This is a genomic window from Polyangium jinanense (genome assembly GCF_028435365.1).
Window position 1 is genome coordinate 224,805 of sequence record NZ_JAGTJJ010000002.1, and the last position, 21,087, is coordinate 245,891.

14 protein-coding genes are annotated in these 21,087 nt (G+C 68.9%); 6 read left to right on the plus strand and 8 right to left on the minus strand.

Features of this window, described 5'->3' with window-relative positions; all coding sequences use genetic code 11:
• Positions 1 to 25: 25 nt before the first annotated feature.
• Positions 26 to 529 carry a hypothetical protein gene (locus KEG57_RS05945; protein ID WP_272417058.1) on the minus strand — a complete coding sequence of 168 codons (504 nt, stop codon included), beginning with the start codon at positions 527 to 529 and terminating at the stop codon, positions 26 to 28.
• The gene (locus tag KEG57_RS55465) at positions 526 to 2,631 is read right to left on the minus strand and encodes a c-type cytochrome (RefSeq protein ID WP_272417059.1); all 2,106 of its coding nucleotides are present in this window, start codon (positions 2,629 to 2,631) and stop codon (positions 526 to 528) included. Before KEG57_RS55465 ends, KEG57_RS05945 begins: the two co-directional genes overlap by 4 nt.
• A 68-nt stretch (positions 2,632 to 2,699) precedes the next feature.
• On the opposite strand from KEG57_RS55465, the gene KEG57_RS05955 reads away from it, so the two are divergent.
• From KEG57_RS05955 to KEG57_RS05970, 4 genes are all read left to right on the plus strand, one after another.
• Positions 2,700 to 3,809 carry a DUF4215 domain-containing protein gene (locus tag KEG57_RS05955; protein ID WP_272417060.1) on the plus strand — a complete coding sequence of 370 codons (1,110 nt, stop codon included), beginning with the start codon at positions 2,700 to 2,702 and terminating at the stop codon, positions 3,807 to 3,809.
• A 147-nt stretch (positions 3,810 to 3,956) separates the two neighbouring features.
• Positions 3,957 to 5,297 (plus strand): plastocyanin/azurin family copper-binding protein, encoded by a 1,341-nt coding sequence (locus KEG57_RS05960; protein ID WP_272417061.1) that lies wholly within the window; start codon positions 3,957 to 3,959, stop codon positions 5,295 to 5,297.
• 104 nt (positions 5,298 to 5,401) lie between these two features.
• A complete protein-coding gene (locus KEG57_RS05965; protein ID WP_272417062.1) occupies positions 5,402 to 7,024 on the plus strand; it encodes a PAS domain-containing protein in 1,623 nt (540 codons plus the stop codon).
• Between the two features lies 1 nt (position 7,025).
• Positions 7,026 to 7,865, plus strand: a complete 840-nt coding sequence (locus tag KEG57_RS05970; RefSeq protein WP_272417063.1) for a helix-turn-helix domain-containing protein — start codon at positions 7,026 to 7,028, stop codon at positions 7,863 to 7,865.
• On the opposite strand, the gene KEG57_RS05975 is transcribed toward KEG57_RS05970, so the two are convergent.
• On the minus strand, positions 7,866 to 9,428 hold the full coding sequence (locus tag KEG57_RS05975) for a carotenoid oxygenase family protein (RefSeq protein WP_272417064.1): 1,563 nt from the start codon (positions 9,426 to 9,428) through the stop codon (positions 7,866 to 7,868).
• Positions 9,429 to 9,454: 26 nt separating this feature from the next.
• On the minus strand, positions 9,455 to 11,254 hold the full coding sequence (locus KEG57_RS05980; RefSeq protein ID WP_272417065.1) for an NYN domain-containing protein: 1,800 nt from the start codon (positions 11,252 to 11,254) through the stop codon (positions 9,455 to 9,457).
• 160 nt (positions 11,255 to 11,414) lie between these two features.
• Here KEG57_RS05980 and KEG57_RS05985 point away from each other — a divergent pair, with 160 nt between their 5' ends.
• The gene (locus KEG57_RS05985) at positions 11,415 to 13,817 is read left to right on the plus strand and encodes an FG-GAP repeat domain-containing protein (RefSeq protein WP_272458260.1); all 2,403 of its coding nucleotides are present in this window, start codon (positions 11,415 to 11,417) and stop codon (positions 13,815 to 13,817) included.
• Between the two features lie 3 nt (positions 13,818 to 13,820).
• On the opposite strand, the gene KEG57_RS05990 is transcribed toward KEG57_RS05985, so the two are convergent.
• On the minus strand, positions 13,821 to 17,240 hold the full coding sequence (locus tag KEG57_RS05990; protein WP_272417067.1) for an ATP-binding protein: 3,420 nt from the start codon (positions 17,238 to 17,240) through the stop codon (positions 13,821 to 13,823).
• Between the two features lie 240 nt (positions 17,241 to 17,480).
• On the opposite strand from KEG57_RS05990, the gene KEG57_RS05995 reads away from it, so the two are divergent.
• Entirely contained in the window at positions 17,481 to 18,344 is an 864-nt protein-coding gene (locus KEG57_RS05995; protein WP_272417068.1) for an SIMPL domain-containing protein, read from the plus strand.
• Between the two features lie 2 nt (positions 18,345 to 18,346).
• On the opposite strand, the gene KEG57_RS06000 is transcribed toward KEG57_RS05995, so the two are convergent.
• The 3 genes from KEG57_RS06000 to KEG57_RS06010 are packed head-to-tail and all read right to left on the minus strand — an operon-like array spanning position 18,347 to position 21,080.
• A complete protein-coding gene (locus KEG57_RS06000; protein WP_272417069.1) occupies positions 18,347 to 18,751 on the minus strand; it encodes a hypothetical protein in 405 nt (134 codons plus the stop codon).
• 4 nt (positions 18,752 to 18,755) lie between these two features.
• Positions 18,756 to 19,745, minus strand: coding sequence for a flotillin-like protein FloA (gene floA / locus KEG57_RS06005; RefSeq protein WP_272458261.1), 990 nt, complete (start codon positions 19,743 to 19,745; stop codon positions 18,756 to 18,758).
• Positions 19,746 to 21,080, minus strand: coding sequence for an NfeD family protein (locus KEG57_RS06010; RefSeq protein WP_272417071.1), 1,335 nt, complete (start codon positions 21,078 to 21,080; stop codon positions 19,746 to 19,748).
• Positions 21,081 to 21,087: the final 7 nt, after the last annotated feature.

A 21,087-nucleotide genomic window follows, 5' to 3' on the forward strand; every position in this document is an offset into this window, starting at 1 on the left:
CCGACGACGAAAAGAAATACGTTTGTCAGCGCAGCACGAGAATCGGCGCTGGCTCCCCCTCGATCCAGTGCTCTTGCAGGATGAGCCCCGGGGAGACCATGGAGCCGCCGTAGGTCTCGCCGAACGAAAACAGCTCGAAGATCCGCCGATCACCTGGTTTGATCGGGAACATCACCTGGCCCGCCTGGGGCGCGGGAACGCCCTCCTTCGGCTCGGGCATCCAGAGCGCGACGCCCCGGTTCGTGCCGCCGACGAGCGAGGCCGCGGTGGTCTGGGCGTCGCAATGGACTTTGAGCCAGCCCCGCGCCCGCCACGCCCGGCAATGCTCGGCGCGCGGGCCCTTGCGGGTGATGCGCACGCGCGTCGCGTTTTGCCATTCGGCCGGCGTGGGCGGCTTCGGCGTGCCTTCCTCGATGGGAATCGGCTCGAAATCGATCGGCTTTTCCTCCTCGTTTCCCGGAGGATCGGCCTTGGCGGCCGGCAAGAGCAGGAGGAAGGTGAGGGCGGCGAGGGTCCGGGCGCGGCTCATAAGGTCTTCAGGAAGGCGACGAGGGCCTCGCGGTCCTCGGCGGAAAGCTGGCTCGTGTTGCCCATGCGATCGCCGTTCAGCTCGACGAGTTTTTCCAGCGTCGAGATACGGCCGTCGTGGAAATAAGGCGCCCTTCCGGCGACGAACCGAAGTGAGGGCGTCTTGAACTCCTGCTTCGACTCGTCGTCGAAGCCGCTCACGGGCGGCAGCCGTTTCAGCGGATACGGCGTGCGATCCGTATAATGGCTCGCCGGCACGTGGCAGCGGGCGCATTTCGTGGCGTCGCTGGTGAAGAGCTCGCGCCCGCGTTTTTCCTTTTCCGTGAGCTCGCGGTTTTCCCGCGGGGGCGGGACGAGGCCCTCGCGCACGAACGCGGCGACGAGCGAGGCGCGCCCGACGGCGGCGCCGCCGATGTTCTGCGGCATGCCGCCCCAGCGATGCAGGCCCATGCCGGCCGTGATGCGCGCGCCGAGGTCCGGGCTCTCGCCGTGCCAGCCATAAGGTCCCGCCGCGTTCACGAGGCCCGCGAGCATCGGGGTTCGTCGCGGAAAACCTTTTGTCTTCGCGAGATCGGGGACATTTTCGTACACGCCCACGAAGTTCGTGTGCAGCCCGTCGATCGTGTCGAACGTCGCCTCGTGCCAGACGTGCCCGTCGTCGCGCCCATCGGGGTGACAACCCGCGCAGCCGAGGCCGCCGCTCAGAATGGGATCCGTCGCGTTGTAGAAGAGCCGTCGCCCTTTCTGCGCCTCGGCCGAGAGCGTGTCGTCGGCGAGGTGCACGAGGGTTTGTCGGTCACGCACGATGGGATCAACGGGCGCCTTTGCGGCGAGGTCGATCGCGACCACGTCGTAGGTCGAGCGGCAAAAGACGTACGCCGTGTCCTCGTCGGCCGAGAGCGTGATGCCCGAGGGCGCGCCGCATTCGCTCGCGGCGCCGTATCCCGGGTCGTATTTCTGGCCCACCTGGAAGATACGCACGATCGCGAGCGTCGGATCGAGCGCGATCGCGTCGAGCTCGGCGACCACGTCGTCGCCCTCGCCCGCGACGAGCAGCGTGTCGGATTTCGCGCGGTAGACCATCGCGCGTGGCTGCGTGAATGGGCCCTTGTCACGGCCCGGAATCGATACCGGCGTATCCGCGGTCATGGTCAGATCCGCGACCCGGCTCTTTTGCGCAGGCAGCCCGCCCACGTGCGTCGCGGCGAGCTGCTCCGGCGCGGCGCGGCCGTTTTTCCCGGGCAGGAGCACGACGTCCACCGTCGGCTGCCCGAACCACGAGCGCCGCGCGAGCGCGCCCACCGCGTGCCGCGCCACGAAGAGCCGGCCCTCGTCGGGCGAGGTCACGAGCGAATACCCGAGCGACGCATGGAGCTTCTTGCCCGACGGCGCGCGCACGGGCGAAGGCATCACGCCGATCGTCTTCACGACCGGCGCGCCCGAAGCTTCCCCGATGTGCGTCACGTCCGCGCCCACGAGGTGGCTCACGAGGATCTCGCCCGTCCCGAGCACGGCGATGCCCCGCGGCTCGCGCGCGACGTCCGCCGACCACACGACCTTCCCGGCCGCGAGATCGACCTTCGAGACCGTATGCATCCAGGCGCTCGTCACGAACGCATGACGCGCATCCGCCGTCGCCGCGAGGCCCCACGCGTCCGCGGGCAATGCCACGCGGCTCGCCTCGGTGAGCGCGCCCGACGCGTCGGGCTTCAGCACGAGGAGCAGGCCCGGATCGCGGATCGTCACGAGCACGGCGCCGTCGATCGGCAGGACCTGGGCCGGCGCGCCGGGGAGCTGCAGCTCGGTCGCGGACGCGCCCGGCGCGAGCGGGAGCGGGATTCGGCGGAGAACCTTGTGATCCTCGTCCGCCACGAAGAGCGCATCGCCCTGTCGGCTCCGCGCGATCACGCCGCCTTGTCGTTCGGCCGGCGACAATGGCAACGGCTGCGCGGGCGCGGCGCTGCTCGGGGGCGGTGCGACGGCTTGCGAGGCCGAAGGCGCGGGCGCCGAGGCGTCGGGCGTGTCCTTGGGCGACGAGCAAGCGAGAGGCGAAGCGATCGTGATCGCCAGGGCCAAACGAAGGCGAGGCTTGGGTCCACCCACGAGGAAAAGCTTTATCGGAGCGCCGCGCGCGCGGCAAGAGGCGGAGCGATCGTGGTAGGGTCGCTCGCATGCACGCACGTGGCCTCGCTGTCGGCGCGCTCCTCGGCCTCGCCGCCGCGTGTGGCGCGCGAAGCACGCTTTTTGGCCCGGAGGCCGAGCGGCGTGATCCTTTTTGCGGCGATGGGCTCGTCGATCCGGGCGAAGCCTGCGACGATCACAACGACGTCGCTGTCGACGCCTGCGTCCCCGGCTGCGCCCTCGCGCGCTGCGGCGACGGCATCGTCCGGGCCTTCGTCGAGGCCTGCGACGACGGAAACCAGGTCTCCGGCGACGGCTGCACGGCGAGCTGCGCGCTGCCGAGCTGCGGCAATGGCATCGTCGAGCCGGGGGAGGTCTGCGACGACGGCAATGGCATCGACACGGACGATTGCCCCTCGCGCTGCTTGCCGGCGACATGCGGCGACGGCTTCGTGCAGGCGGGCGTGGAGGCCTGCGACGCGGGCGCGGCGAACGCCGACAGCCCGGCTTTTTTGCTGCTGCAAGGCGCGCTCGCGCGGCCCGTCCTGCCCGTCACGCGGCCCATGCCGCTCGTCTCGTTCTACGACTACGGCTCGGCCAGCGCGCACACGGGGTTCGAGGAACGCGGGGCGAGCAAGCTTTTCCTGTATCGCGACATCACGCCGAACGGCCTGCTCGGGCTTGTCACGATCCACGGCGTGGACAAGAATGTGAACGGAGAGATCCAGCCCGAGGCGCGCGTCGAGATGTCGTTTTTCGGCTTGCCCACGGGCACGTTCGTCGCGGTCTCCGACGACACCAAGGCCGAATTCTCGCTGCTCGACGCGACGACGGCGCGCGGGGACTTTCAGTTCGACGGTAACACGGATGGCGGCGCGCTCTCCGGCCTGCTATCGCCGGGCGCGTGGGTGATCGACGTCGTGCCGAGCTTCCTTCAGGGGATCGATCGCTGGGAATGGGTGGACGGGAGTGGCGAGACGATCGTGCTCGATCGCACCACCACGGCCCGGATCGTGGCGCGCGACGTCCCCTCGGCGTGTCGGCTCGATTGCACGATTCCAGCGTGTGGCGATAAAATCCTCGATGCGGGGGAGGTGTGCGACGACGGAAATGTCGTCGACCTCGATGGGTGCGCGGCGGATTGCAGATCCACCGATTGAAGAAAAATCGCCGCGGCGTGCGGACCGTGGGAGCTGCAACGTTACGCCGCGCAACACTCTTGACAGGCGCGTAAAAGTTTGTCAATTGCGTTGCCGCCGAGGCCGCTCGGTGGCCGTTCGGATGACTTTTACCCTTCGAGGCACCTCATGAAGATGCAGAACGCAAAGATCCTGACCGGCGCCGTGCTTGCCGTCGCGGGGCTCGTTTCTTTCGCTTCGGGCTGCGAGCTCATCGCGACCGTCGATCGATCCCAGATCGACCAGGGGGGCCCGGGAGGCACGGGCGGCGGGACCGGCGGCATGGGCGGCGTCGGTGGCGGGACCGGCGGCATGGGCGGCGTCGGTGGCGGGACCGGCGGCATGGGCGGCGTCGGCGGCGGGACCGGCGGCATGGGCGGCGTCGGCGGCGGGACCGGCGGCATGGGCGGTGTCGGTGGCGGGACCGGCGGCACGGGCGGCGTTGGTGGAATGGGCGGCGCCGGTGGAATGGGCGGCGTTGGTGGAATGGGCGGTGCCGGTGGAATGGGCGGTGCCGGTGGAATGGGCGTCGGCGGCATGGGTGGTGCTGGTGGCGCCGGTGGAATGGGCGGCGTTGGTGGAATGGGCGGCACCGGTGGCATGACCAACGTCTGCCTCACGCCGGCCGATTGTCCGACCCCGCCGAACGAGTGCGAGCAGGCGGCGTGCTCGAATGGCATGTGCGGCGCGGAACCCAAGATGGCCGGCACGCCGACCTCGGGGGAAACGGCCGGCGACTGCAAGAAGCACGTCTGCGACGGTAGCGGCGCCGCGACGGTCGAGAACGACGACCTGGACCTCCCGGACGACAGCAAGTCCTGCACGACCGATACCTGTGACAATGGTTCGCCCCTGTATACCCCCCTGGCGGAGGGGACCACGTGCATGGAGTCCGGCGGCAAGGTCTGCAGCGCCACGGGCGCGTGCGTCGAGTGCAACGTCGACGGCGATTGCATGAGCGGCTCCACGTGCGTCGGAAACCAGTGCGTGGCTCCCGCGACGTGCAACGACGGCATCCAGAACGGCGGCGAGACGGGCGTTGATTGCGGCGGGACCTGCCCGAAGTGCAATGGCGACGCTTGCACGGCCGATAACGAATGCCAGAGCGGCATCTGCAACGGCGGCCAGTGCGTGGCCAGCGTCAATGGTTGCACGCCCGCGTCGGCGGTGGATCTCACCGCCCAGGGGGCGACGTCGATTACGTCCAGCGGCCTGGCCTACAGCCCGAAGTGCATCAAGGTGAAGGCGGGGTCGACCGTGACGTTCTCGAGCAACTTCAGCACCCATCCGCTGCAGGGCGGCGTGGTCGTGAACGGCACGGCGACGCCCACCGCGAGCGGCCCGTTCGCCACGGTGACGGACTCGGGCACCATGAAGGACTTCGGGATGGTGGACCCGGGGACGTATCCCTTCTACTGCGTGCCGCACGCGACGCTCGGCATGAACGGCGCGGTGTTCGTCGTTCCGTGACAGGAAGATGACGCAGAAGTGCGGGCACCCTCGTCCGAGCCGTGCCCGCTCCTTGCGCGCCGTCGCCCAACTTGCCGGGTCGTGTTATCGTCCCCGGTAAAGTCATGGCAACCCCCGACGGAGCGCCAGCCTCGTTCTCGATCCACCCGGATCTCCTGCTGTCGGTCCTCGACGACGCGACGGCACTCGTCGACGGCCGCGGCCGCGTTCGCCTCACGAACCCGCGCATGGACCGCCTGTTCGCCTCCGAGGAGGGCACGCGTTTTCTCCCGTTCTTCGAGCGTCACGGCGCGTTTCGGCTCCTGCCGACGAGCGTGCTCGACGGCGCGGCGCTCGCGGCCGCGCGGGGGATCGAGGACGTGCTCGCGGGGGCGCGCGAGCGGCTCGAGCTCGACCTCGGGGCCCCGGGAAGCTCGCTGCTTGCGATTGCGTGTGCGGTCGACGGCGGCCGCGGCGCGCTCGTGCGGGTGCGCCTGCGTACGGCCGAGGAGGAGCATCGCGCACGCTGCGCCGAGGTGGTCGAGGCCATGCAGCTCGGGCTTTACGTCTACCGGCTCGAAGAATCAAAAGGCGACGAGGCGGCGCTGCGCTGCGTGTACGGCAATCCCGCCGCCGAGCAGCTCACGCAAAGGCCCACGGCGAAGTTCGTGGGAAAACTGCTCGACGAGGTCAGCAGTGTCCCGCGGCAAAAGGGGCTCATCGACCGATACGTCGAGGTGGTCCACGAGAAGAAGACGGTCGACATCGATTACACGGTGACGGACGCGAGGACGGGCAAGGACGTCTCCTGGGCGATCAAGGCCTTCCCGCTCTCGGGGCAATGCGTGGGCTCGATCTTCGAGGACGTCACGAAGCAGCGGGAGACCGAGCAATCGCTCCGCAGCACGTCGCAGTTCCTCGACTCGATTCTCGACAACATCCCGATGATGATCTTCATCAAGGAGGCGAAGGCGCTCCGGTACGTCCACATCAACAAATACATGGAGGAGCGCTTCTCGTCGCCGGTCGGCTGGATCGGGTACACCGATTACGACATTTTTTCCAAGGAGATCGCCGACGGGTTCGTCGAGGCGGACCGGGCCGTCTTCGAGGGCCGTGTCATCGTGGACATTCCCGCGGAAGAGGTCCCGATCCGCGGCGTGGGCATGCGCGTTTGCCATACCCGCAAGATCCCGCTGTACGACGAGGCGGGGCAGCCGCTCTTCCTGATCGGAATGAGCGAGGACATCACGGACCGGAAATCGGCCGAGGACGCGAAGCGGCGCGAGCTCGTGTTGCTGGAGACGCAGACGAAGTTGATGCAGCTCGTCCGGCAGCTCTCGACGCCGCTCCTGCCGCTTTCGCAGGGCGTGCTCGTGGCGCCACTCGTGGGGCAGATGGACGAGGCGCGGGGGCAGCATTTCATGGAGGCGCTGCTCGCGGGAATCCAGCATCACCAGGCCGAGACGGTGCTCATCGACATCACGGGGGTGCCTTCGATCGACGCATCCGTGGCCGAGCAGCTCCTCCGGGCCACGCGCGCGGCGGGCCTGCTCGGCACGGAGACCGCGCTCGTGGGGGTATCTCCGGACGTGGCGCGCACGATTGTGGACCTCGGGGTCGATTTCGGCGCGCTCGTGACGTATGGGGACCTCCGGGCGGGCATGCGGGCGGCGGCGGAGGGGCGGCGGCGCCGGCACGCCGCGAAAGCGGGCCAAGGCCAGGGGCGGTCGAGCCCGAGGACGTGACATGCCGAGCCCGGCCCCGCTCACGCCCGTCCTCGCGTCGATGCTGCCCGGGCCGGGCGCCTCGGACGCAGAGCACGCAAAGGCCTTTCGCCGGGCGGCGCACGTCCTGCTCAATCACGCGACGCTTTTTATTGCCGGAACACCTCATCGCCTGGCCGAAATCGAGTTTTATTGGTACGGCCCAGGGCATCAGGATCCTTTCGCGCATCGAGATCCGATCCAGGTCAACGCGGGGGTCTGGTATTTTCATCGGCAAGGCGGGACGTACAAGGGCGGGACGTACAAAGGCGTCGACATCGCGATGGGGCGAAAGCCCGATACGTACATCGGCATTCTGATTCGCAGCATCGTGGACCCGGCGAGCGGGACGTTGATCGAAGGTTCGTGCACGTGTGTCGATCACGTGCTTTTGCGGACCGGCAAGGAGAGCGTCGCGGCGCTCGCGGGCTCGTTCGAGGGGTCGATCGATCCGCGGCAGGGTTCGCCGCTGTATCTCGCACACGAGGATCCCCGGGGCGGCGCGGCGGAGGTCTTCGATTCGCCGCGGGTGGGTTTGACCTTGAAGAAGGGCGCGACGCCCGAACGGCGGGCCTTTCTCGGGCGGCCGTATCGATTCACGACCGAGCCGGCGCGGACGAAAAAGGGGCGGCCCCACCTCGTCGTCCGGCTGCACCAGAAAGGTTTTTCCGACGAGGAGATTGTCCAGATCACCCGGGTGGGTGCGGCCACGGCCGCGCGGTGGGTGCGGGCGTTCGAGGCGGGGAAGGGGAAAGACCCGGACGACTATCGGCACGAGCTTTCGACCGAAGAGCTCTGCGAGCTCTGGGGCGCGCTCGCCTGATCAGTCCGAGGCGGGCACCCACGTGCCGTGAAAGCCGAAGGGGACGCGCTGGCGGGCGCGGACGACGGCGACAGGTTCGGCGTCGAGGTTCGTCGCGTCGAGGATCAAGAGGTCACTCGCGGCCTCGTCGGCGTGGTAGACCGTGGTGATCAGGTACCCATCGCCCTCGGGCGCGGTTTCCGTGCGCGGGACGAAAAGCGCCTCGTTCGTGTAGGTCGATCGGCCGAGGTTGCGATATCGCACCTCGCCGGTCTCGAAATCGACGCGGCCGATCGCGTTCATGATGCCGCGGCCGCACGTCGGGGCGATCCGCGCCGCGACCCAGCCATACCGATGGCGGCGCGTCGCGAAGCGCGGGTTGACCACGGGGAACTCGCAGGGCGCGTCATCGAGGATCGTCTCGCTGATCCTGCCGGTGTCGAGGTCGAGCCGAAGTCGCACGAGCAGCCCCGGCGGGTATTCCTCGATGTGCGGGTTCATCGTCTCGCCGCCCGGATCGAAGAGCGGCAAGCGGGAGTAACGGACGATGTCGAGGACGACCGCATTCCCGTCATCGAACGCGTTCATCGGATGGAACACGTAGCAGGGCGGGATTTCGTACCAGCGCACGGGCGCCGCGGGGTCGTCCCGTAAAACCACGCCGATCCGCGCGCCGCGCGAGGGCTGCCAGCGGACCGAGTTCGGGCTCTTCATGTCGTCCATGTGGAGCACGGCCGGCAGGTGATAAAAGACGGCGCGCGTCTCGGTCACGCTGAAATCGTGCATCATGGCGGGGAAGGGCGCCTCGATGTCGCGCGAGAGCCGCACAGCGCCGTCCTTTTCGAACACGTGATACGTGAGCCCGCCGCGGCCGCCCCAGTAGCCGAACGTATAAATCGTCTCCGTGCCCGGCTCGATTTTGGGGTGCGCAACCATGCCGCCCTTGCCGGAACGCACGGTACCGCCGAAATCGAAGCGGCCTTTCGTCGCGAGGGTGACCGGGTCGATCTCGTGCGCGGGTGAGCCCTCGACGAGCGAGAGCAGCCGGCCGGCCATTCTCTGGATGCTCGTGTTGCTGCGGTCGACGGCGCGCAAGATGCGCTCGAATTGCTCTTCGCTCGGCCCTTTGCCGAGGAGCGCCTGCGCCTGCAGGGTGATGAGCTCCGTCCCGGAGAAGCCGAGCGCGAGCCAGCCTTCGATCGTCGTGGAGAGCGCGAGGTCGCGGATCCCGCCGAAGAGCGCATGCCCGGCGCGCTCTTCGAGGGCCAGTTTTTCCGTGCGGACCCAGCGATTCTTGTGGGAGACGCGGCCGCCCTCGATCACGAACGCGTCGATCATCCCGTCGCCGTCGAACCAATGATACAGGTCCGGGTTCGGCGGCTCGAACCGGGGGCCGGGGCTCATGCGATAAAGGGTGCCGCGGAGATCACGCGGGACCTCGCCCCGGAGGACCTCGAGCGACGGCGCATCACTCTCCCGGCCCACAGGCGCGAAATTGCCTTCGAGGTAAGGGTTCGGCCGGAACGCGCGGGGCCTCGGCCTCTTCTTGTCGAGCGCGAGGAGAAGGTCTTCAGCGAGGCCCATGGCAAACGCTCCTTTCGAGTCGAGGTTCAGGCTTTGGCTTCGTGCGCCGTCCCGCTCACGTCGGTCGTCTCCACGGCGGGCACTTCCTCGATGGCGCCGATGAGCCAGCGCTCGATCGCCGCGCGCTCCGCCGTGGAGAGGTTCAGCTCGGCGTCCTCGCACATCGCCAGCACGTTGCGCTGGAACGCCTCGGCGAGCAGGCGCGCGCCCCAGGGTTTGGGCGCCTCGTGCAGCGGCAGCCCGCCGTACATGATGCCACGCAGGACGAACGTCACCGCCGATCGCGACACGGAATGGCCCTCGGCGAGCAGAGCATCCCGCACCGATTTCGAGGTCGCCGTGACCTGGAAGGAACTCCGGCCGAGGATGTCCGCGATCGTCCGGAAGAGCAGGCCGAACTCCGGCGGCCGGAGGACGGGCACGCCCGTGATCTCGTGCACGCGCCGGAGCACGCCGAACTCGTCGCGCGAGGGCGGCGGCCAGTCCTCGCTCTCGGCCTCCGGAGGCTCGTGCCGCGTGGGATCGAAGAGGTGGCCCGGGCTCGCCGTGTGCACGACGAAGCCGGGATCACTCGCGTGGAGCAAGAGATCCTTGAAGCTCCCGGTCCCGGCCCAGCGGCTGTCGACGACCACGTTGCCGAGCCGCCGGATGACCTCCTGCGAGGCCGAGGCCATGGTCACGGGGCGCGGCGAGCTCGACACGTAATCGCGCAGGACACGGACGATCTCGGCGCGTAGATCCGAGGGTCGCGCGAGCGTGTCGGGCGAGGGCTCGATCACGGTCGAGAGCTGGATGTTCGGGTTCGGGTTCGGCGGCAGGGGGATGCTCGGCGCTGGGCTCGACATCGGCATGGGCACCGACGGCGGCGGCGGGACGAGGCCCTGCGTGGGCGCCGTGGGCACGGCGAGCGAAGGCGCAGGCGGGAGGTCGGTCGTGACGCGCCAGCTCTCGGCCTCGTCGTCGACGATGCGCAGGCGTACGTCGCGCCGACACAGTTCCTCGGTGAGGGCGCGCAGGCTCTTGAAGCCGAGCCAGTCGCTCGCCGCGGAGAACTCGTGGAAGCGGCGGTAGACACGCGGCAGACTCGCGGCGGGCAGGCTTCCGCCCGCGCGCGCGGCGCCCACGACGGCCGCCGCCATCTGCGAGAGTAGCTCCGCGCCCGCGTCGCCCGCGGGCAGCGAGGCCGGCGGGGGCATGATCGAGGCCGAGGGGAACATCGAGAACGACCGGTCGCGCTGCGGCGGCGAGATCGCCGGCGGCTCGAACCCTTCGCCCTCGCCCGGGACGCGCAGCGTATCCTCGATGAACCGGTCCTCCGTGATGAGCCGATCACACGCGGCGATGTACGCCGAGGCCGCATACCCGACGGCCACGACCACGGTGCGCCGGTCGTGTGCGCGGAGCCTCAGCAATACGGGCGTGAAGTCGGCGTCGCCGGACATGATGACGAACTTGTCGAAGCGCGTCGGGTGGCCGAGCGTGTCGAGGATGTCCATCACCATGCGGATGTCGGAGCTCGTCTTGCCCAGCGACGTGAGGGGCGGACAATCGACGACCTCGAACGCGGCGCGGGTGAAGTACGGCCGGTACTTGTGGAACGTCTTCGGGTTCAAGTAGCACTTGCGGACGAGCACGGAGAGGGGCGTGTGCCCCGGCTCGCTGTCGCTCTGCGACTTGCCGATGAGGCCCCGCTCCATCCACGCCAGCCAGCGCGTTGGTTCGGTGGCGAAGACCTCTGCCGCTTCCGGATCGACCCGATGGAGCCCGAGGTAAATGTTGTCGAAATCGACGAAAAGGGCGGTTCTGATCCGCTCGGCTTGAGGCATGGAGTTCCCCCCGACGATCCGGGACCACGAGCCTAGGATGGGGGGATGAGGTTGGTCAAGCGAACCCCGACGCAGATCTCGGGCATCGCCGGAGCCTGGAAGGGGGCGTGTCAGAGATTTGGCCTTCACGCCCGTGCGTCCCAGTGCCATTCCTCCAGGGATGCGACGACGGTTTGCGTTCCTGGTGCTTTCTTCATCGGCCGCGACGCTGCTCGCGGCGCTGGGTCAAGGGTGCGGTGGCGGAGGATCGTCGTCCTCGGGCGGAACGGGCGCGGCGGGCTCGGGCAGCACGACCGGGACCGGCGGCATGGGTGGGTCGTCGTCGGGGACGGGCGGCGACGACACGCTGTTCGACGCGGGGAGCTGCCCGACCGGCGAGGCGTGTGACGGCGGCGTCTGCGCGGGCGGCGTGTGCTGCGCGGTGGAGCTCGCGTGCGGCGAGGCGTGTTGCGGCGGGGGCGAGGTCTGCTCGTTCCAGAAGTGCGTGACGCCGGGGGCGAGCTGCGCCGAGTCGGGCGACTGCGCGGCCGGCGAGTATTGCGAGCTCTCGCTCGGCGATCCGCAGGGCATGGACGGCGGCGTGGACGCGGGGTGCATGGGCGGGGCGCAGGTGCCTTCGGGCAAGTGTCTGCCGAAGCCGCCGACGTGCGCGCCGGGCATGCCCCCGCCGAAGCCGGGGGATCCGCTCACGTGCCTCGAGTCCTGCCAATACAAGCCCGCGGCGTCGACGTTCGCGCCCGAGCTCAAGTTCGCCTGGGGCGGACAGCTCTCGGCGCCCTTCTCGACGGACGTGATGATGTCGCCGATCGTGATCGAGCTTGACGACGACGACTGCGACGGGAAGGTCACGGCCAAGGACATCCCGGAGATCGTGTTCGCGACCTTCACGGGCGGCGCCTACCAGGGTGCTGGGATGCTGCACGCGATCAGCGTCGTGGGCGGGCAGGTCGTGGAGAAGTGGGCTGCGGCCGGCATTCACCCGACGAAGCAGCTCGCGGCGGGCAACATCGACGGCGCGGCGGGCAACGAGGTCGTCGCGTGCGCCGAGGGCGCGGACGCGGGCGTGCGTGCGCTGAAGGGTGACGGGAGCCTGCTCTGGGCGACGGCGCCGATGCGTTGCTTCATGCCCACGGTCGCGGACCTCGACGGCGACGGCACGGTGGAGGTCGTGGTCGAGGGCGGTATCCTCGACGGCGTGACGGGCGCGGTGAAGGCCTCGTTCTCGGCGGAGCTCTCGAGCTCGTTCGTCGTGAGCGACGTGACGGGCGACGGCGTGCTCGACATCGTGACGGGCAGCCAGGTCTTCGACGCGGCTGGCATGCTGCTGCTCGACACGGGCACGGCGAACCAGAGCAACTTCTACGCGACGCAGGACTGGAAGAGCCCCTGGCCGGCGGTCGCCGATTTTGACGCCGACGGCAAACCCGAGGTGGTCGTCGTCGACAACCTGAACCACGCGCTCGTCGTGTGGCGGTACGACGCGGCGGCGCCGGGCAAGTTCACGATCGTGCGTCCCGCGCTCGACATCAATGGCACGCTCTCGCCCTCGCTCTGCCCCGCGGGGAGCTGGGGCAACACGCACGGCGGTGGACCGCCCACGATTGCCGATTTCAATGGGGATGGGACGCCGGACGTGGCGATGGCGGGCGGCGTGGGGTATGCGGTGCTCGACGGCAAGAAGCTCGTCGACGCGGCCGTGCCCGGGAGCGAGGCGTTCTTGTGGATCAAGCAGACGTCCGATTGCTCGAGCGCCTCGACGGGCAGCACGGTGTTCGATTTCGACGGCGACGGCAAGGCAGAGGTCGTGTATTCGGATCAGCAGCGCCTTCGCGTGTACGAGGGGCCGACGGGGAACGTGCTCTGGGAGCGTTGCAACACGACCGCGACCTTGATCGAGAATCCCGTCGTGGCGGACGTGGACAACGACGGGCACGCCGACATCGTGGCCGTGTCGAACGCCTACGGGCAGGCGAGCGCGAGCTTGCAATGCGACGACGGCGTGAGCATCGCGCAATCGGGCGTGCGGATCTTCGGCGACACCTCGGGCAAGTGGGTGCGCACGCGGCGGGTGTGGAACGAGCACGCCTACCATATCACGAACGTCGAGGAGGACGGGACGATCCCCACGAAGGAATTGCCGAACTACCTCCAGCCCGGCCTCAACAATTTCCGCCAGAACAAGCAGCCGGGCAGCGAGTTCGCCGCGCCGGATGCCGTCGTCTCGCTCGTGCCCGTCTGCGTCGGGCCTTACGGGCTCGTCGCGGTCGTGCGCAACGTGGGCGAGGCGTCCTTGCCCGCGGGCGTCGTCGTCGGGTTTTACAAGGGAAACCACCCCAATGGCGAGCTCCTCGGGCAGGGCACGACCTCGAAGGTGCTTTATGCGGCGGAGTCCGAGTCCGTCCTGCTCCCGCTCCCCGGTGCGCCGGGCGATGTCACGAACGGGGCCGCGCCGATCTACGCCGTCGTCGACGACACGAGCGTGCCGCACCCGGCCTGGACCGAGTGCCGTACCGACAACAACGTGTCCGCTCCGGCGAGCGGCGCCTGCAATTCGCCGAAGTAAGCTTCAAGCGGCGGCGGCCGAGACCGCGTCGAGCAGCCCCAGGACCACATCGGGTTCGGCCGGCTTCACGAGGTGCTGCGTGAAACCGGCCGCCGCGGCCAGGCGGCGATCCGAGTCCTGGCCATACCCCGTCAATGCGACGAGCCTGGCCGGCCTGTGCCCCGAGGCGCGCAGGCGCCGGGCGACCTCGTAGCCATCCATGCCGGGCAATCCGATGTCGAGGAACACGACCTCGGGGCGCTGCTCACCCGCGGCCGTGAGCGCGCTGAGCCCATCGTGGACGATCCGCACCTCGTGGCCCTGCTCCCGCACGAGCTCGCCGATCATGATCGCGGCATCGACGTTGTCGTCCACCACGAGAACACGGAGCCTGCGGCCTGCATGCACATGGTTTGGCGGGCCAATCCGTGCCGGCAGCGAAGGCTCGGTCTCGGCGCACGCCGGCTCCTCCGGCGCAAGGGGCAGCCACACGAAGAACGTGCTGCCCTGCCCGAGACCCGGGCTTCGCGCCTCCACGGTGCCGCCGTGCATCTCGACCAGGTGGCGCACGATGGAAAGCCCGATTCCGAGCCCGCCCTGGGCCCGATCGAGCGTGCGTTCCGCTTGCTCGAAGATGTGCCACACCCGGTCGAGCATCTGCGGCGCGATCCCCACGCCATTGTCGTGCACGCAGAGCTCCACCCGCGCTCCGATCCGCGTCACGCGCAGGGTGATGTGCCCTCCCGGATCGGTGTATTTCGCCGCGTTCGTGAGCAAATTGACGAGGATCTGCTCCAGGCGGACGGCGTCCGCGAAGACGGGCACGGGTTCGTCCGGCAGCTCGATCGTGAGCGTGTGGTGCCGCCCCTCGATGAGCCCGCGCGTCGCGTCGACGGCGCGCGAGACCACGGTCGCGACGTCGAGCCGCTCCTTGCGGAGCTCGATCTTGCCGCGGGTCAGGCGCGAAACGTCGAGCAGGTCGTCGACGAGGCGCGCGAGGTTGTCGGTCTGGCGCTCCAGGATCTGCAGGTGCCGATCCGTCCCCGCATTCGCGTGCCGCGCCCGGATGATGTGCAGCGCCATGCGCATCGGCGCGAGGGGATTGCGGAGCTCGTGCGCGAGCATGGCCAGAAACTCGTCCTTGCGGCGGTCCGCCTCGGCTTGCATCTCCTCGGCCTGCTTGCGCTCGGTGATGTCGGTACACGAGCCGATGTGGCCGAGGAAGCAGCCTTCCTCGCTCCGCCGCGGCACGCCGTAATCGAGGAACCACCGGTACGAGCCGTCCGGCATCCGCAGGCGATACTCGAAGGTGAAGGGCTCGTGGGCGCCCACGGCAGCCTCGAAGATCCTCTGGACCCGCGGGCGATCTTCGGGGTGAAGCGGGGCGAGCCAGCCCCTGCCCAGCGCCTCGTCGTACGATTGGCCCGTGAGCCGCTGCCAGGTCGCATTGATGTAAACACACGACCCGGCCACGTCCGTCATCCAGATGATGACCGGCGCGTTGTCGGCCAGCGTGCGAAAGCGCTGCTCGCTCTCGCGCAGGCGGTCGGTCTCCTTCGCCACCTGCCGGCGCAGCCGCGAGAGCTCGATCCGCGCCTCGACCCGGGCCAGCAATTCCCGCGGCGAAAAGGGTTTGACCAGGTAATCGTCGGCGCCGAACGCGGCCCCCTCCACGCGCGCCGACTCGCTGGCGCGGGCCGAGAGCATCACGATGGGCACGGTCTGCGTCCGTGGATCGGCGCGCAGCTCGCGGACGAGGGCGAAGCCGTCGAGGCCCGGCATCATCACGTCGGTGAGGATCAGATCGGGCACATGGACGCGGGCGTGGTCGAGCGCCTCGATCCCATCCGAGACCGCGTCGACGTCGTGGTATGGCTCGAGCAGGCGGCGGATGTAGCGCTGCATGTCGGCGTTGTCCTCGGCGAGCAGCACGCGGGCGCGGACGCCGCCCTCGCCTTCGGGCGCGGGGCACGACGACGGCGGGCCCTCGCTCGCAACCCGCGCGGGCGCCTCGACCCAGTGCTCCGCCTCCTCCACGAAAGCCGCGGCGTTCGTCGCCGAGAGTCCGAGCTCGCGCTCGGCGCCGATGCGCTCGGCGGGCAGGTGCGCCGCGCCCGCCGGAATGCTGACCGTGAACGTACTGCCCTGACCGACGGTGCTCGTGACGGAGACCGTTCCTTTGTGAAACCCCACGAGCTCGCGGACGAGCGCGAGACCGATGCCGGAGCCCTCGAACGTACGCCCGCGGGCACGCTGCACGCGATGAAAACGCTCGAAGAGCCGCGGCAGCTCCTCCTCGGGAATGCCCGTGCCGGTGTCGTGGACCGAGAGCGCCACGCTATCGCCGGTCCAGCGCAGCGAAACCTCGATCGACCCGTCGAACGTGAACTTGAAGGCGTTCGAGATCAGGTTGAGGACGATCTTCTCCCACATCTCGCGGTCGACGTAGACGAGCTCCGGCAGCGGCGCGCAATCGACGACGAGCCGGAGCCCCGCCCGCTCGACGACCGAGCGGAACGTATTGACGAGCTCCGCGGTGAATGTCGCGAGATCGGTCGGCTCGTAGGCCACTTGCATGCGCGCGGCCTCGATCCGGGAGAAATCGAGCAATGTATTGACGAGCTTGAGCAAGCGCCGCGCATTGCGCCGTACGACGTCGAGCTCGCGCCGTTGCTCGTCGCTCAACGGGCCGTGCGCGCCGCGGATAAGCTCCTCGACCGGGCCCAGCATGAGCGTGAGCGGCGTGCGGAACTCGTGGCTCACGTTGGAGAAGAAGCGGGTCTTGAGCTCGTCGAGGCGGCTCATCTTTTCGTTCGCGATACGTAGCTGCTCGTTGGCTCGCTGGATCTCCTGCGCGCGATGGTAGAGCTCCGACTCCATCCGCTCCGCGCGCGTCCGCTCCTCCTCGACGAGCCGGCTCTGCTCGCCGCCGAGCTTCTTCAGGAGCACGAACTCCGTCACGTCCTCGCCGCGGTGAATGACGTGCGTGACCGTCCCGTTCTCGTCGAGGACCGGGGTATTCGTCGGGCTGTAGTAGCGTTCCGTGAAGCCCCCGCCCTCCGACGCGGGCCGGCGAATGTCGTACTTCTGCACGGCCATCGTGTCGGCGACCCCCGTCGAAAAGACGCGCTCGAGCGAGGCGCGGAGGTTGCGCGTCCCCGTGGCGTTCGGATCGTCCGGGTTATCGGGAAAGACATCGAACAGGTTGCGGCCGACGGTCGCCTCGCGCGAGACCAGCCTCGTCCGCAAGAAAGCGTCGCTCGCGGCCACGATCTGGAAGTCCGGGTCGAGGACGAGGTAACTCTCGGGCGCGGACTCGAAGAGCGCGCGGAAATCGGGCTCGCTCGTCCGGGAGGCGGTGGCTGGGCAGGATGCCCCGTTCCGCCCGTCGGCGCACGCTCGCGGGGGCTGCCTTCGCTCGTGATGCTTGGATCGCCCTAACATGGTGCAGTTTGGCGACGCTCGTGTTTCGTCGCTCAGCGGCCCCCGTGCGTGTCGGGTACGAACATTGCGCGCGGGGGGGACGGTTCATCCCTGTTGCATGATCCCTTCCACTCGGATCGAGCGGTCTCGGGAACAATGGGAGAACTCGACACCCGCCGGACCATCTGCCAGAGTCGGGGCCGCCGCCTGTAAGTTGGGCGGTCGTTCGGCGTTATCTTCTTCGTCAGGAGGATCTTTCGTATGCGCTTCGGTTCTGTGCTCGCGTTCGTCTTGCTCGTCCCCGCCTCGTTCGGGCTCATCGGCTGTGGCGGTCCGCATCATGGGGGCGGCTTTGGCGCGCGCGCCTCGCAGGAGGCGGTCCGTCACATCACGGTCGTCGGCCACGGCGAGGCCCAGGGCAAACCCGACATCGCGCGGACGAGCCTCGGCGTCGAGGCCTCGGCGCCGACGGTCGAAGAGGCGATGAACCAGACGAACGCGCGGATGAAGGCAATCCTCGACGCGCTGAAGAAGCTTGGCCTCGAGGAGAAGGACATCCAGACGGCCAATTTCTCGATCTCGATCGAGCGGCCCTTCGAGGGTCCCGTGCCCATGGCCATGCCCATGCCCGAGGCGCTCCCCGCGACGAAGGGCGGAAAGGCCGCGGCGGCCACGACGGCGGGGGCGGCGGCCCCCATGGTGCCGCCGCCGCCGTCCTTGAAATACCGGGTGAGCAACACCGTGGAGGTCACGATCCGCGACGTGTCGAAGGCGAGCCGCGTCGTGCAGGCGGCGGTCGACGCGGGAGCGAACAACGTGTGGAACGTGAACTTCGGGATCGACGACACGAAGGCGCTCGAAGCGACGGCGCGGGAAAAGGCGGTCGCGGACGCGAAGGCGCGGGCCGAGGTGCTGGCGAAGCTCTCGGGGCTCGAGCTCGGGCCGGTGATCAGCGTGAGCGAGGTCATCGGGCGTGGCCCGATCGGCCCGATGCCGATGATGGCCACGGCCGAGGCGAAATTTGGCGGCGGCCCGCCGCTCTCGATGGGCGAGGTGACGTACTCGACTTCGATCGAGGTCATCTTCGGCATCAAGAAGGCGCCCGAGCCGCCCCCGGCGGAGTGATCTCAATCGGCGCCGCGCGGCGGGCCGAGCAGGGTACCAAGCAGGATCGCACGACGCACGTCCTCGGGTTTTTCCAGAAGAACCCGGGACGTGCGCCTTGGGCGCGGCGCGGCGCGTGAGCTTTCGAGCGGGCTCGGGAGCGCAAAGCGCGTCTCTTCGAGCGAGACCGGGCGCGCGGGGATTTCCTCCAGCGAACGATATTCCACCGGGGAGCGACGATCGGGCAGCGGGCGCGACGGCGCTGAAAGCGCCGAGTCCTTTGCCATTCCAAGCAAAACTTGCCGGCGCGCCGCGAGCTTTTGCACGGCGCGCTGCTGGGCTTTGCGGGCGACTCGGTCGAGAAGCGCCGGCACGATCGGCATCATCAAGAACAGGATCACGACGAGCAGGGAGACGAGCCCGTCCACGGCCTCACCTTTGTCCTTGCCCGATCGCCGGCCTCACGTCGGTCGAAACGTCGTTCGCGACCGAATGCCGCATGGCCGTGTCCGCTTCGATGTTCCGCATTCGATAATAATCCAGGATGCCGAGGTTGCCCGACCGGAACGCCTCGGCCATCGCGCGCGGCACGTCCGCCTCCGCCTCCACGACCCGCGCGCGCATCTCCTGCTCCAGTGCCACGGCCATCGCGCGGCGCTCCTCCGCCTTCGCCTGCGCGATCTGTTTGTCTGCGTTCGCCTGGTCGATCTGGAGCTTCGCCCCGATGTTCGCGCCGACGTCCACGTCCGCGATGTCGATCGACAGGATCTCGAACGCCGTCCCCGCGTCGAGCCCCCGCGCGAGGATGTTTTTCGAGATGTGATCGGGGTTTTCGAGGACCTCCTTGTGGTTCGCGGCCGAGCCGATCGTGCTCACCATGCCCTCGCCGACGCGCGCGATGATCGTTTCCTCCCCGGCGCCGCCGACGAGCCGATCGAGGTTCGCCCGCACCGTGACGCGCGCGATCGCGATGAGCTGAATGCCGTCCTTCGCGACCGCGGCGACCCGCGGCGTCTCGATCACCTTCGGCAACACGGACATTTTTACGGCGTCGAGCACGTCTCGCCCGGCGAGGTCGATCGCGGCGGCGCGCTTGAGCGGCAGATGGATGTTCGCCTTGTCGGCCGAAATCAACGCATTGGCCACGCGCGTCACGTTGCCGCCGGCGAGGTAATGCGCTTCGAGGTCGTTCGTCGACACGTCGAGCCCGGCCTTCACCGCGCTGATGCGACCGTTCACGATGACGCCCGGCGGCACCCGGCGAAACCGCATGCCGATGAGCGACGACAGTCCCACGTACGCCCCCGAAGCCCACGCCGCGATCCAGAGCGGCACGGGGATCAGATAGAGGACCACGAACAGGCCCACGAGCACGAGGCCGACGATCCCGATGATCCCGAGCTCCACGCCGAACATGTCCATTCACCCTTTTTCCTTCTGACCCGCCGGTCGCACGATCACGTAGCTCCGCTCCACACGCAAAACCTCGAGCGGCGTACCGGCCGGGATGTATTCTCCCTCGGAGAGCGCATCGACCCGCGCGCCCGTGATCTCCGCGATGCCCGAGGGCCGGAGCGGCGAGGCCGCCGTGCCGAGGTCGCCGGGCAGGATCGCGTCGAGGGGCGAGGCCGCGAATGGGAGCGCGCGCTCGGGCCGCCCGGTTTCGAGGATGAGGCTGCGGGCGAACGGCAATCGAGGCAAGAACCGCAAAAGGAGGGCCGCCCCGACGAGCGTGACCACGAGCGCGACGGCGACCTCGGCCGCCGCCTGCACCGCGCCCGCCGTGGTCACGCCGGGCCCGACGAAGCTCATCCCGAGCCCCGCGAGAATGGCCGCGACGCCGAGGACGCCTGCCAGGCCAAACCCTGGGATCACGAAGATTTCGAGGAGCAGGAGCGCGACCCCGCCGCCCACGAGCACGACCTCCTCCCAGCCCACGAGCGCGAGGATCGCGTGCGACCAGAAGAAGAGCGCGAGGCAAACGAGCCCAACGATGCCTGGCGCGCCAAACCCAGGCGTGCGGATCTCCACGAAGAGGCCCATCAAGCCGAGCCCGAGGAGGAGCGAGCTGACGATGGGCGAGGTCGCGAACCGCACGAGCTCCTCCGCCCAGTTCGGCGCGAGCGTGCGAATCTCCGCGCCGGACAAACCACGCTTGGCCAGGATGTCGTCCAAGGTCTCGGCGCGGTAACTCGCGGCGCCGAGCGCGAGCGCCTCCTCGGTCGTCAGCGTGAGCAGTTTGCCTTTCGCCACGACGCCCGGCATTTCCACGTCCGCGTCGACCATGGCCTCGAACAGCGCGGGCGGGCGGCCGCGCGCTTCGGCCGTGGCCCGGAATTCTTTGCGTACGAACGATGTCGCCTTTTCGCCGGCGGGCTCCGGTCGCCCCTGGGGCCCGGCAAGGACGGGCGCGGCGGCCCCGATCGTCGCGGCCGGGGCCATCGCGATGTCCTCGGCCGCGAGCGCGATCAGCGCGCCCGCCGAGATCGCCCGCGGATCGACGAAGGCAATCGTGGGGATCCGCGCGTCGAGCAGGGCGTCACGCATGACGAGCGCCGCATCCACGCGCCCGCCGAGGGTATCGATCGGCAAGACGAGCGCGGCCGCGCCGGCTTGCTCGGCCGCGCGTACGGCGCGCTGCACGTACGGCGCGAGGCCATTGTCGATTTCCCCGCGAATGGGCGCGACATACACGATGGGCCGCGCCGCTTGCCCGCGCGCGAACGCACAGAGCAAGAGCGCCCATGAAGCGAGCACGAGGACC

Bases quoted from the DNA above. Each gene is read 5' to 3' on its own strand.
- KEG57_RS05945 (WP_272417058.1), bottom strand. From the start codon at position 529: ATGAGCCGCGCCCGGACCCTCGCCGCCCTCACCTTCCTCCTGCTCTTG.
- KEG57_RS05955 (WP_272417060.1), top strand. From the start codon at position 2,700: ATGCACGCACGTGGCCTCGCTGTCGGCGCGCTCCTCGGCCTCGCCGCC.
- KEG57_RS05960 (WP_272417061.1), top strand. From the start codon at position 3,957: ATGAAGATGCAGAACGCAAAGATCCTGACCGGCGCCGTGCTTGCCGTC.
- KEG57_RS05965 (WP_272417062.1), top strand. From the start codon at position 5,402: ATGGCAACCCCCGACGGAGCGCCAGCCTCGTTCTCGATCCACCCGGAT.
- KEG57_RS05970 (WP_272417063.1), top strand. From the start codon at position 7,026: ATGCCGAGCCCGGCCCCGCTCACGCCCGTCCTCGCGTCGATGCTGCCC.
- KEG57_RS05975 (WP_272417064.1), bottom strand. From the start codon at position 9,428: ATGGGCCTCGCTGAAGACCTTCTCCTCGCGCTCGACAAGAAGAGGCCG.
- KEG57_RS05980 (WP_272417065.1), bottom strand. From the start codon at position 11,254: ATGCCTCAAGCCGAGCGGATCAGAACCGCCCTTTTCGTCGATTTCGAC.
- KEG57_RS05985 (WP_272458260.1), top strand. From the start codon at position 11,415: ATGCGACGACGGTTTGCGTTCCTGGTGCTTTCTTCATCGGCCGCGACG.
- KEG57_RS05990 (WP_272417067.1), bottom strand. From the start codon at position 17,240: ATGTTAGGGCGATCCAAGCATCACGAGCGAAGGCAGCCCCCGCGAGCG.
- KEG57_RS05995 (WP_272417068.1), top strand. From the start codon at position 17,481: ATGCGCTTCGGTTCTGTGCTCGCGTTCGTCTTGCTCGTCCCCGCCTCG.
- floA (WP_272458261.1), bottom strand. From the start codon at position 19,745: ATGGACATGTTCGGCGTGGAGCTCGGGATCATCGGGATCGTCGGCCTC.